At 71.3% G+C, this 11,884-nt stretch carries 13 protein-coding genes; 2 read left to right on the top strand and 11 right to left on the bottom strand.

What is annotated here, in order from left to right; all coding sequences use genetic code 11:
- Positions 1 to 147: 147 nt before the first annotated feature.
- Positions 148 to 606 carry a hypothetical protein gene (locus ACH4LD_RS18585; protein WP_398058838.1) on the top strand — a complete coding sequence of 153 codons (459 nt, stop codon included), beginning with the start codon at positions 148 to 150 and terminating at the stop codon, positions 604 to 606.
- Between the two features lie 88 nt (positions 607 to 694).
- Here the strand turns inward: ACH4LD_RS18585 and ACH4LD_RS18580 are convergent, their stop codons facing one another.
- The 11 genes from ACH4LD_RS18580 to ACH4LD_RS18530 form a co-directional block, all read right to left on the bottom strand.
- Positions 695 to 1,207 (bottom strand): hypothetical protein, encoded by a 513-nt coding sequence (locus tag ACH4LD_RS18580; RefSeq protein ID WP_398058839.1) that lies wholly within the window; start codon positions 1,205 to 1,207, stop codon positions 695 to 697.
- A 286-nt stretch (positions 1,208 to 1,493) separates the two neighbouring features.
- Positions 1,494 to 2,177, bottom strand: coding sequence for a uracil-DNA glycosylase (gene ung / locus ACH4LD_RS18575; RefSeq protein ID WP_132788465.1), 684 nt, complete (start codon positions 2,175 to 2,177; stop codon positions 1,494 to 1,496).
- Positions 2,178 to 2,297: 120 nt separating this feature from the next.
- A complete protein-coding gene (locus ACH4LD_RS18570; RefSeq protein ID WP_398058840.1) occupies positions 2,298 to 3,875 on the bottom strand; it encodes an ABC transporter substrate-binding protein in 1,578 nt (525 codons plus the stop codon).
- A gap of 193 nt (positions 3,876 to 4,068) precedes the next feature.
- On the bottom strand, positions 4,069 to 4,830 hold the full coding sequence (locus ACH4LD_RS18565) for an SDR family oxidoreductase (RefSeq protein ID WP_398058841.1): 762 nt from the start codon (positions 4,828 to 4,830) through the stop codon (positions 4,069 to 4,071).
- A 21-nt stretch (positions 4,831 to 4,851) separates the two neighbouring features.
- Positions 4,852 to 5,613: a 3-oxoacyl-ACP reductase FabG gene (gene fabG, locus ACH4LD_RS18560; RefSeq protein ID WP_398058842.1), complete on the bottom strand. Its 762-nt coding sequence runs from the start codon at positions 5,611 to 5,613 to the stop codon at positions 4,852 to 4,854.
- A gap of 147 nt (positions 5,614 to 5,760) precedes the next feature.
- On the bottom strand, positions 5,761 to 6,210 hold the full coding sequence (locus ACH4LD_RS18555; protein WP_398058843.1) for a DUF3037 domain-containing protein: 450 nt from the start codon (positions 6,208 to 6,210) through the stop codon (positions 5,761 to 5,763).
- Positions 6,207 to 6,989, bottom strand: coding sequence for a HipA family kinase (locus ACH4LD_RS18550; protein WP_398058844.1), 783 nt, complete (start codon positions 6,987 to 6,989; stop codon positions 6,207 to 6,209). The genes ACH4LD_RS18555 and ACH4LD_RS18550 overlap by 4 nt, the downstream gene beginning before the upstream one ends.
- Before the next feature lie 456 nt (positions 6,990 to 7,445).
- Entirely contained in the window at positions 7,446 to 8,399 is a 954-nt protein-coding gene (locus tag ACH4LD_RS18545; protein WP_398058845.1) for a CorA family divalent cation transporter, read from the bottom strand.
- A 64-nt stretch (positions 8,400 to 8,463) separates the two neighbouring features.
- Entirely contained in the window at positions 8,464 to 8,889 is a 426-nt protein-coding gene (locus tag ACH4LD_RS18540) for a hypothetical protein (RefSeq protein ID WP_398058846.1), read from the bottom strand.
- 57 nt (positions 8,890 to 8,946) lie between these two features.
- On the bottom strand, positions 8,947 to 9,414 hold the full coding sequence (locus ACH4LD_RS18535) for a PLDc N-terminal domain-containing protein (RefSeq protein WP_398058847.1): 468 nt from the start codon (positions 9,412 to 9,414) through the stop codon (positions 8,947 to 8,949).
- Between the two features lie 101 nt (positions 9,415 to 9,515).
- Positions 9,516 to 10,862 carry a hypothetical protein gene (locus ACH4LD_RS18530; RefSeq protein WP_398058848.1) on the bottom strand — a complete coding sequence of 449 codons (1,347 nt, stop codon included), beginning with the start codon at positions 10,860 to 10,862 and terminating at the stop codon, positions 9,516 to 9,518.
- Between the two features lie 432 nt (positions 10,863 to 11,294).
- Between ACH4LD_RS18530 and ACH4LD_RS18525 the strand changes: the two genes are divergently transcribed.
- Positions 11,295 to 11,873, top strand: coding sequence for an ion channel (locus tag ACH4LD_RS18525; RefSeq protein WP_398058849.1), 579 nt, complete (start codon positions 11,295 to 11,297; stop codon positions 11,871 to 11,873).
- The last annotated feature ends 11 nt before the right edge of the window (positions 11,874 to 11,884 follow it).

Below are 11,884 nucleotides of genomic sequence, written 5' to 3'. Positions count from 1 at the left end.
GGGTGGATCCGCACGGGCGCCTGCGGTGGCTGGACGTCAGCTCCGGTACGGCGCGTCCCCCGGCGGGGGGCATCCGGTCACCCGTACGTGCGTCGGATCCGGCTTCCCCGGTGCCGAACCGGCTGCCGGCCCAGCAGAGTTGCGCGGGTGCATCGAACGACGACCACCGCAGCGCTTCTGGTCACCGTGGCCGTCTCGGCCCTCTCCGGCTGTGTGACGGTGCGGCACGCGACGCCGGCGGGGTCGCCGCCGGACAGCGCGCCCTCACGGCCGACGGTGACCCGGCCGGACGGCAGCGCGCAGCCCCGGGTGGTGCAGGCACCGGCCCGCGAGGCGCTGGAGAGGACCGGCCCGTCCCGGCGCCCGGAGCGCTCCGGACCGCCCGCCCGGCACTGGGCCCCGGTCACACCCGGGATCACCCACCGCCCGCCGGCCCCGCCCGGGCCCCCGCTCCCGGCCGCCTCCCGCCGACCGCACACCCCCGTGCCCCTCCCACCCCCGGCGGTGACCGCTCCTCTGGACGTCTGCGCCCTGGGCAAGACGTACGGCGGCTGGCAGAAGGACAGTCCGCAAGCACGGATCTGCGCCCAGGCGTACGGCCACTGACCGGCACCCCGAAGGCAGTGCACCACCGGCGGCCCTAGGGTCTTTCATTCGGATCAGGCCGAGCCCGGCGTGATCCGAACGAGAGACCCTAGCCCTGGCGTGGCGGTCTCCAGTCCTCGTCGCCCAGTGGGCCGTCCTCGCCCAGCCGCAGTGCCAGACGGCTGATCTCGGACCGGACGCCGGCGCCGTAGCCGTCGTCGGCGAGGCACCGCGCGGCACTGCGGGCCCGGCGCAGATGGCTGCGGGCGGCCTCGGCGCGGCCCAGCTTGGCGTAGTCGGCGGCCAGGCTGAGGTGCAGGGAGGGGAAGAAGCCCCGCACGCTCGACGGGTCGGCGCCCACGCGGCCGTCGGCGGCCTCCTCCGCCGCCGACAGCGCCCGCAGGTCCCAAGCGAGTTCGTCCGCCGGGTCGTCCTGGGTGTCGGCCAAGTAGTGGGCGAGGGTGCAGCGGTGCAGCGGGTCGCCGTCCTCGCCGACCTCCGCCCACAGGTCCAGGAAGCGGCTGCGGGCCTCTTCGCGGTCGCCTCCGTGGTGCAGCATCACGACCTGCCCGATCCGCGTCAGCACGGCGTCCGGCGCCGCCTGTTCCTGTCGCTCCGCCACGGGGTCCCTCCGGGACGTCGGCAATGGTCCGCTGCTGACGCTAACCGGCGGCAACCGGATTCCGGGACAGGCGGCGCCGTCGTGCCGACGGCCGGTGGCCGACTGCGGGCCCCGGGACCTGTCGGACGGTTCGCGTCTGCCGCGCGACGCCATGGACACACTCTCACCGGGCCGGCGCCGGCCTTCGGCGACAGAGCACGCATCGGACAAGCCCGGCCCCAGCGGCCGCCCTCGCACGCGCGGCGGCTCCGCGCCCCCGCGCGCCGCTCCCCCGGACCCGCCGCCGTCAGCCCAGGTTCGGGATGCGCCAGTCGACCGGCTCGTGCCCCTGCGCGGCGATCGCCTCGTTGATCTGCGTGAACGGGCGTGAGCCGAAGAACTTCTTCGCCGACAGCGGCGAGGGGTGCGCCCCCTTGACCACCACGTGCCGGGTCTCGTCGATCAGCGGGAGCTTCTTCTGCGCGTAGTTGCCCCACAGGACGAAGACGGCCGGGTCGGGCCGGGAGGCCACCGCGCGGATCACCGCGTCCGTGAACTTCTCCCAGCCCTTGCCCTTGTGCGAGTTGGCCTCGCCGGCCCGGACCGTGAGGACCGCGTTGAGCAGCAGCACGCCCTGCCGGGCCCACGGCATCAGATAGCCGTTGTCCGGGACGGGCAGGCCCAGCTCCTCCTGCATCTCCTTGTAGATGTTCCGCAGGGAGGGCGGGGTCTTCACGCCGGGGCGGACCGAGAAGCACAGGCCGTGGCCCTGGCCCTCGCCGTGGTACGGGTCCTGGCCCAGGATCAGGACCTTCACCTGCTCGTACGGCGTGGCGTCCAGCGCGGCGAAGACCTCCTCGCGCGGCGGGTAGACGGGACCCCTCGCCCGCTCCTCCTCGACGAACTCGGTCAGCTCCTTGAAGTAGGGCTGCTGCAGCTCGTCGCCCAGAACCCCGCGCCAGGACTCGGGCAGCATGGCGATGTCGGTCACGTCAACGTCCTCACGATGTCGATCAACTACGGCGTGCGGTCACTTCCAGGTCTCCGAACCTACAGGCGACCACTGACAACCGGTGCCGCGAGGACGGTCCGCCGAGCCCGGCAGCCGGGCTCACCAGCTGGTCTTGCGGTGCAGCGTCCACATCATCATGATCGTCGAGGGGTCGAGGGCCTGCTCGCCGCCGGAGATGTCGACGTTGGCCGCGAGGAACTGCCGGCCCTGCCACAGCGGGATCAGCCGGGCGTCGTTCACCATGATCCGCTGGGCCGCCTCCACGTCCTTGACGGTCTGGGCGCGGTCGCTCTCCGCGCGCGCGTGGGGCAGCAGCCGGTCGGTGATCTCCTTGGCCGGGTAGGGCGTACCGAGCGCGTTGTGCTCGCCGACGAACGGGGCGATGAAGTTGTCGGCGTCCGGGAAGTCCGGGAACCAGCCGCGTCCGAACACCGGGTACTCGCCGTCCTGGTAGCCGACCACATAGCTCTTCCAGGGGCGGCTCCTGAGGGTGATGCCGAACAGGCCGGAGTCGTCCAGCTGCCGCTTCAGCTCCCGGAACATCAGGGCCGTCTCGGAGCCGTAGCGGTCGGTGGTGTACCAGAGGGTGAGCGGGACGGGCCGGGTGATGCCGGCGTCGGAGAGGATCTTGCGCGCCTTCGGGACGCTCGGTTCGCCGTAGTCGTCGAAGAACGGGGTGGCGTGGCCGGTCAGGCCCTTGGGGACCATCGAGTACAGCGGGTCGACCGTGTCCTTGTAGACCTTGTGCGCGATGGCGCCCCGGTCCACGATCTGGGCGACGGCCTTGCGCACGGCGGGCTGCTTGGCCCAGGGGTCCTTGGGGTTGAACACCAGGTAGCTGATGTCGGTGCCGGCCCCGTCGACCAGTTGCAGGTCCTCGCTGTCGTGCTCCTGGAGCGCGAGGATGTCGTCGGCCGCGAGGCCGCGGTAGGTGACGTCGATCTGCTTGTCCCGCAGCGCCTTCACCATGCCGGCGGAGTCCTTGAAGTACCGGATGGTCACCGCGTCGTTCTGCCGCTTGGCGAATCCCTGGTAGCTGTCGTTGCGCACCAGGACGGCCTTGCCGCCCTCCTCGTACGACTGGAGCTTGTACGGGCCCGAGCCGTGGACCGTGGTGTCCTTGCGCAGGGAGTTGGCGGGGTAGTCGTCCGGGTCGACGATCGACATGGCGGGGGTGGCCAGCACGAACGGGAAGGTGGCGTCGGGCTGGTTGAGGTGGAAGACGATCTCGCGGTCGCCGCTGGTCCGGACGCTGTCCAGGCTGCCGAGCAGCCCGGCGGGGCCGCCGGGGGCGTCGATGGTGCGGATGCGGTCGATGGAGTGCCGGACGGCCTCGGCGGTCAGCGGGTCGCCGTCGGCGAACTTCAGGCCGGGGCGCAGCTTGCAGCGGTAGGTACGGCTCGTGGAGTCGGTGAAGGAGCAGCTCTCTGCGGCGTCGGGCTGGGGGGTGGTGGCGCCGTTCGGGTAGGCGAGGAGCGTCTGGAAGATGTTCCGGTACAGCTCCCAGGAACCGTCCCAGGCACCGGCCGGGTCCAGGGTGCTGGGAGCGCTGGTGGTACCCACGACGATCGGCCCCTGGCTGTCGGGGTCACCGTCGGACAGCAGACTGCATCCGGCCACCAGGGATATGGACGCGACCGCCGCGACTCTCCGCAGGAATCGGTTCCGGTTGAACACGCGCACGCTCCTCGATCTGCCATACCAAGGGTCGGCAGACCATACCGCAGCGTTCGGGAGCCTGAACCTGCCTGAATTCAGGCCTTCTTGATCGTCTGAACGGTGACGACGTTGTCATTCCGCTGTGCGGACGCCGTACGGCGTTCCGGGCGCCGATCCGTCCGAAAATCGACGCCCGGAAGAGATGCGCGGCTCAGCCCACGCCGGCGTTGAGGAAGATGCCGCCGTCCACGACGAGGGTCTGACCGGTGATCCAGTCGGACTGCTCGGAGGTGAGGAACGCGGCGGCCCCGCCGATGTCGGAGGGCACGCCGAGCCGGCCGAGCGGGTAGGCGGCCGCCGCCTCCTCCTCGCGGTTCTCGTACAGGGCCTGGGCGAATCTGGTCTTGACGACGGCCGGGGCGATCGCGTTGACCCGCACCTTGGGCGCGAACTCGTGCGCGAGCTGCTGGGTCAGGTTGATCATCGCGGCCTTGCTCACGCCGTAGGCGCCGATGAAGGGCGAGGGCGCGAGGCCCGCGATGGAGGCGATGTTGACGATCGCGCCGCCGTTGTCCTTCTGCCAGGCGTGCCAGGTCTTCTGGGCGAAGCCGAGCGCGGAGATCACGTTGGTCTCGAAGACCTTGCGGGCGACGTTCAGGTCGAGGTCCGCGATCGGGCCGAACACCGGGTTGGTGCCCGCGTTGTTGACGAGGAAGTCGACCCGGCCGAAGGCCTCCATGGTGCGTTCGACGACCTCGGTCTGGTGGTCGAGGTCGTGGGCCTTGCCGGCGACGCCGATGACCCGCTCGGCGCCGAGCTTCTCGACGGCCTCCTTCAGGGCGTCCTCGCCCCGGCCGGTGATGCACACGCGGTCGCCGCGTGCGATGAGCGCCTCGGCGACGCCGTAGCCGATACCGCGGCTGGCTCCGGTGACGATCGCGACCCTGCCGGACGGCTCCGGGAGTTCAGTCATGTCCGTGTTACCCCTGGATCCTTAGTTGAGCGGTCCGCCGGCGACGTACAGCACCTGGCCGGAGACGAAGCCGGCGGCCTCGCCGGTGAAGAACGCGATGGCGTTGGCGATGTCCTCGGGCTCGCCGACACGCTGCACCGGGATCTGGGTGGCGGCGGCCTTCTTGAAGTCCTCGAAGCCCATGCCCACCCGGTCGGCTGTGGCCTTGGTCATCTCGGTGGCGATGAAGCCGGGGGCGACGGCGTTGGCGGTGATGCCGAACTTGCCCAGCTCGATGGCGAGGGTCTTGGTGAAGCCCTGGAGGCCCGCCTTGGCGGCCGAGTAGTTGACCTGGCCGCGGTTGCCGAGCGCCGAGGAGGAGGAGAGGTTGACGACGCGGCCCCAGCCGGCGTCCACCATGTGCTTCTGGACGGCCTTGGTCATCAGGAACGAGCCGCGCAGGTGCACGTTCATGACCGTGTCCCAGTCGGAGACGCTCATCTTGAACAGCAGGTTGTCGCGGAGCACGCCCGCGTTGTTGACCAGGATCGTCGGGGCGCCCAGCTCCTCCACGATCCGGGCGACGGCCGCCTCGACCTGCGCCTCGTCGGAGACGTCCGCGCCGATCGCGATGGCCTTGCCGCCGGCCGCGGTGATCTTCTCGACGGTGTCCTTGCAGGCGGCCTCGTCCAGGTCGATCACGGCGACCGCGCGACCCTCGGCCGCCAGTCGTACGGCGGTGGCGGCGCCGATGCCGCGCGCCGCGCCGGTGACGACCGCGACCCGCTGTTCAGTGGTGGACATTGCTGTGTCTCCTCGCCCTTGAGAGAACCTGTCGGGTCCTCGGAGAGGACCCCTGGTGCGGTGAGCGACCGCTTAGTACCTTCAGCACCCGTGACGCTAGAAGCCCTGGCACCCGGTGTCAACGGCACATCCGCCCGGTGTGATCCATTACCTCACCAGGAGGTCCAGCAACCGCTCCGTCTCGGCGGCCGGGTCGACCGTCAGACCGGTGTGCACCGGGCCGGGCTGGACCACGGTGGAACGCGGCGCGATCACCCAGCGGTAGCGGCGCCCCGCGTCGTCGCCCGCCGCCTGTCCGGCCTGGTCGCCGCCCGCGCAGTGCCGCTCGATCGCCCGGAGCGCGGCGCGCACCCCGGCGACATCGGCGGCCGGGTCCAGCGCGAGCAGCCGGGCCTCGTCGAGATCGGCACGGGCACCGACGTAGCCCCGGGCGCGGCAGTAGACGACCACGCCCGCGTTGATGCACTCCCCGCGCTCCACCCGGGGCACGACCCGCAGCAGTGCGTACTCGAACACGTCCCGGTCGCCGCCCTGGCCCGCCCGGGTGATGTGCCGCTCGGTCACATGGCCGGCCATGTGGATGTGGCGCTCGCTCACTTGCCCTCCTCGGTTCCGGAGCCGCCACCGATGCCGGTGATCCGCTCGGCGATGACGGCCGCCCGCGTGAGCAGCGGCCGTGCGTAGGCCCGGCGCAGGTCGTCCGGGGTGTCGAAGCCGGGCTCGCCGGCGAGCCAGACGTCCGGGATCTCGGCGGTGACCTCGGCGAGCAGGTCCTCGGTGACCCGGGGGGCCAGCTCGGCCGCGGCGGCCCTGACGTCCGGGGCGAAACCGGCGAGGGCGTGGTCCGAGGCGTCGTAGGGGCGGGCCGCCGATGTCTCGGCGCCGGGCCAGTTGTGGTGCCAGATCATGGTGGCGCCGTGGTCGATGAGCCACAGCTCGCCCTGGTGCACGAGCAGGTTGGGGTTGCGCCAGGAGCGGTCGACGTTGTTGATCAGCGCGTCGAACCAGACGATCCGGCCGGCCTCCTCGGGGCTCACCGGGAAGGCGAGCGGGTCGTAGCCGAGGGCGCCGGACAGGAAGTCCATGCCGAGATTGGTGCCGCCACTGCCCCGGAGCAGGTCCTGCACCTGCTGCTCGGGCTCGCCGAGCCCGAGGACGGGGTCCAGGTGGACGGTGACCAGGCGGGGCATGCGGAATCCGAGGCGTCGGGCGAGTTCGCCGCACACCACCTCGGCGACCAGCGTCTTGCGGCCCTGTCCGGCACCGGTGAACTTCATGACGTACGTCCCGAAGTCGTCGGCCTCGACGAGCCCCGGCAGCGATCCGCCCTCACGCAGGGGCGTGATGTAGCGGGTCGCGGTGACCTCTTTCAGCATGTTCCAGGCAGCCCGTCTCTTCAGCCTTGCGTCCACAGTCGACCGTGGAGGGTTCTGGAAGCGGGAACGACGCGTCGATGGCCCTGGGGAGACTCCGGGGAGTTCCGACCGGCGTGCGGTTCTCGCCTCTCCCCGGCATCGCGTTCAAGGGCCGTTCGCCCCCTGCTTCCAGCCTCCGGCACGAAGTGAGCATAGTAACCGAGGGTGATCGTCGGCGAGGACTGCCCCAGCCGTGGCAGGCGGGGCTTCGCGGCGCCTGCGGACGGGGGGAGGCGTGCCTGCCGCGGGGCGCCGGCCTGGCCCCGGGGAACGCCGCTGCGCCCGACCGCTCCGCGAACGCCTCACCGCCTCCGCCGGGCTCGCGATCCGGGTGGGCGGCGAGCCGGGAGGGTGAGACCGCCCGCGCAACGCACGGCGGACCATGGTCCGCCCACGGCCCCCGGAGGCACGGCCGCGTCAGGCCTCGTCCCGCAGTCTCCGCCAGGCATGGGTGCGGTGCAGTACGTAGAGGGAGACGAGCAGGACGACCGCCTGAAGCCCTATGGCCAGCAGCCAGAAGACCACCCTGCTCTCCAACTCGTCCGTCATGAAGGCGAAGTTCATACCGAAGAAGCCCGTCAGGAACGACAACGGCAGGAAGATCACCGACACGATGGCCAACCGGTTGATCACACCGTTCTGCTCGCCCGCGACCAGGGACCCGTAACTGGCGAAGGCCCGGCGGGTGGCCTCCTGGAGGGACTCGATGTCGGCGAGGACCAGTCGGGCCGCGCGCTGGAACTCCTGGGCGAGCCGCTGCCGCTCCACCGGGAAGTCGGGACTCATCATCCTGCGGGTGATCATCTCCTCGACCACTTGCAGGTACGGCCGCAGCGAGTGGTGCAGGAGGGCGGACCGGCGGCGCAGGTGGGACAGACGGTAGATCTGCTCGGGGCGCCGCTGCGCGAACATGTCGTCCTCCAGCCCCTCCACCTGGAGCAGGGCGTCCACCGCGGCGCGGCGAAACGTCGCCAGCGCCTCCTGGAGCACCAGGAACAGCGTGGCCACGGCGTCGTGCGGCTTCTCCCGCCGCAGACACGTGGTCAACTCCTCCGCCAGCGCCGCCCGGCCCCGGTGGGAGACGACCAGATGGCGCTCACCGGCCAGGACGTGGAGATGGGCGACCCGGCCGCCATGGACCACCGGGACGACGAACGTGGCGACCTCACCCAGGAATTCGGCCCGCGCGGACTCTCCCTTCCTGCCGAACCAGGCCAGCTCCTCGTCGTCCAGTCCGAGCCGGCGGGCCAGTGGCTCGTCCGCCGGGGTCTCCTCCACGGGCAGTTCCACATCGAGCAGCAGGAAGGGGTCGACGGCGAGCCGCTGCCGCGCCTCCGCCACGGAGAGGCGCGTGGTGGCCCCCTCCGGCATCGACACCATCCTTATGATCATCGCCCTCACCGCGGTCCTCGCCCACGCCCCGGCGGCGTGGCCCTCAGTCGAACGCGCCGGAGGCGCCCTGCCGCCCCACGCACAGGGCCCAGATGACGAATCCGGAGAAGGCCATCAGAACGATCGACCAGACCGGGTAGTACGGCAGGGAGAGGAAGTTGGCGATGATGACCAGCGAGGCGATGGCCACTCCGCACACGCGCGCCCAGAACGCGCCCCCGAAGAGACCGAAGCCCACCAGCAGCGCGACGGCGCCGAGGATCAGGTGGATCCAGCCCCAGCCCGTGAGGTCGAACCGGAAGACATAGCTGCGTGTCGCGAGGAACACGTCGTCGTGCGCGATCGCCATGATGCCGCGGAAGATGTCCAGCATCCCGGAGAGTACGAGCATGACGGCGGCGAAGGCCGTGAGGCCGGTGGCCCATTGCTGTTTGGCGGTGTGTGTGGACGCGGGGTGTGCGGCGGGCATCGTGCGACCTCGTTTCTGTGCTGTGCGCCGGGTTCAGCTCTGTGCTGTGCGCCGTGTTCAGGGCGCTGCGGCGGAGGGGGTCCCGTCCGAGCGTCCGGACGGCCCGCTGCCGGCGAGCACCAGTTCCTTGGCGCGCCGGAACTCGTCGTCGGTGATGTCTCCGTGCGTGTGCATCGCGGACAGTTTGGCGATCTCGTCGGCACTGCTCAGGGGGGCGTCCGCCCGGGCGGTGCGGCGGATGTGGTCGTCGACGGCCTCCTGCCGCGCACGGGCCTGCTGCGCCTCCCGGCGGCCCATGTTCCTGCCTCGGGCGATCAGGTAGACGAAGACGCCGAGGAAGGGCAGGACGACGACGAACACGAGCCAGCCCGCCTTGCCCCAGCCACCCAGGCCGTCGTCGCGGAAGATGTCGGCGACGACCCGGAAGAGCATGATGAACCACGTGATCCACAGGAAGAACACCAGCATGGACCAGAAGACGCTCAGCGCGGGGTAGTCATAGGCAAGGCGGATGTGCGCGCTCATGTCTCGCCCTCCGTTCCGGGTCCCACCCGGTAGTCGTTCCGTACGCCCAGCGTGCGCGGAGCGGGGCCGCCCCCACCTCACCCGGTACGGGTGAACGTCCGTCACGGGACCGGCCGGTTCGCTCGGTCCGGCATCGGTCCCGCAGCCGCGGACAGGACCGCCGTGACGGCGAGCACGACCACCACCAGGAGCAGGACGAGTGCCACCGCGCCCACCGTGGGGTGGTTCCACAGCACGAGGGCCAGGGCACCGGCCCCGATGGTGACGCCGGTGGTCCAGGACCGGTGAGCGGCCAGCCACCGTCCGAAGTGGCCGGTGCGCACCCCGGCGCCGCCCAGCTCCCGCCCCGCCGCCGTGGTGCCCTTCCGCACCACGGACCGCACGGCCCGGGCCGCGCGGCTGGGGCCGTACAGCCAGGCCGCCAACGCTGTGATCAAGGTGACGACGAGCAGGGTGCGGACGCTGTCACGCAGGAAACGGACGAAGGTGTCGAAGATCGCCGCCGCCGCATCGGGGGGCAATGCGGTCGGTGGGACGGAGTCGAGGTAGACACGCCGTACGACGACCAGGGCCACGAGCAGCACGACCATCATGGCGCCGACGCCGAGGGCGGTGACCATCAGCATCATCCGGTGTCCCGGAGCGGTCGACACGGCCGCGACCGCCGCGACGAGGGCCAGTACGGGGACCCAGACGCCGAGGATGTCCAGCAGCCGCATCGCGTTCTGGGCCCTGGGCAGTTTGTCGGTCCGGAACAGGGTGACCGAACGGTCGATCTGCGGGATCGCGGAGGCGTGCTTGAATCCGGCGTCCACGAGGCGCTTCTGCACCTGGTCGATCACCACACCGATGTCGAGCTGGACCGTGTCGCCCTTCGCCTGGAGCGCCTTCTGCCCTTCTCCGGTGAGCATGCCCACCACCGAGGACTGCGCCCGGCGGTTGCCCGCCACCCATGCCTGCTCGAAGACCTCGCTGGTCACGACGCGGTGGACGATCCGGTGCACGACCGTCCGCAGGGCGGAGCGCAGCGGGCCGGTCAGCTCCCCGGCCGCGTCGACCACGCGGGGCGGCGCGCCGTTGTCGGCCAGGAGCTTGGTGAGCGAGGACGTCACGGCCTGGACGTCGACCTGGCTCACCACCCGGTCGGTCAACCGGTTCACGAGGGCGTTCTGCACGGCCGGCTCCGAGGCGAGCGGCGCCACGGTCTGCACATACCGATCGGTGTCGGCGACCGTGTCGTGAACCCAGACGGCGACGACGGCCAGCGGGGCGAGCACGAGCGTCAGCACCAGAAGGACCGATGCGCCCAGGCGACGCGTCCGCCGGTGGCGCAGACGGGCGGCACGCCGGAGCCGCAGATACTCCGCGTGTTCCTCGGCGGTCAGGACATGACCGGCCGGTGCGGGCTCGTCCGGACCGGCCGGTCCGGAGGCGGTGCCGGAATCCATGGTCCTCCTTCGGAGGGAGCGTCGGCGGTGTCAGGGACCGGGACCGTGCAAGGTTCCTCCTCGGGGAGATTCGGGACCGTACGAGTGCGCGTGTTCCCGTGCCCAGGTCGCGCGGGCCCGGGAGATCCGATGCACGCCGTGCGGTTCACCGGGCGAAGGCGCGTCGCCCCCACGGGGTCGGCCATCCCGGCGCACGGCTCGTGACCGCCGGAGTCGGTCATGGCCCTTCCTCACACGATCGGCGGAGCCCTTCCGAGCGGATTTCTTCCGAAGGCCGACGGGGCCGTGTGGGCAGCTCACCGGGCCAGAGTGCCGCCGACCGGTGGTCGTGGGGTCACCCGCGGCGGGTGATCCGTGCGGTGGACCCGGACGATGAGGTGGGTGCGCGGGGCCGGCGGTCGGCCCGTGGCGGAGCGGACGAAGAGGCACCAGATGACCGATCCAGTGGCTGCCGGCGAGCAGCCGGACCCGCCGGAGGGGACGGCGGGTTCCCGCCAGCCGGGCCCCTGGGCCACGGCCGTCTCGATCGCCCGCTCGGCCGGTGTCGCGGCCGGCCTGGTCACCGCGTACTACCTGTTGCCACTGGACTGGCACGGCGAGGACCTCACGGCACTGGCCCTCGTGGGTGGCCTGCTGGCGGCCGGCCTGTTCTTCGGCTGGGAGGTGTGGCTCATCAGGCGCTCATCCTCGCCCCGGCTGAAGGCCGTCGAGGCCGTGGCCGCCACCGTGGCGTTGTATCTGGTCCTCTTCGCGAGCGGCTACTACCTGCTCGAACGCGCAGCGCCCGGGTCCTTCAACGAGCACCTGACCAGAACCGACGCCTTGTACTTCACGCTCACCACGTTCACCACCGTCGGCTTCGGTGACATCTTCGCGGTCTCCCGCACGGGGAGGGTGCTGGTGATGTGCCAGATGACATGCACTCTGCTCATCGTGGGTCTCGCCGTACGGGTGCTCGGGGCCGCCGTCCGCAGCGGTCTCCGGCGCCAGGGGCGGGGCACTCCGGAGTGAGGCCGACGGCC

The organism is Streptomyces sp. NPDC017676 (assembly GCF_044329325.1).
GTDB lineage: Bacteria > Actinomycetota > Actinomycetes > Streptomycetales > Streptomycetaceae > Streptomyces.
Note: the sequence above shows the minus strand (reverse complement) of the source record. Positions and strands in the feature narration are given on the sequence as shown.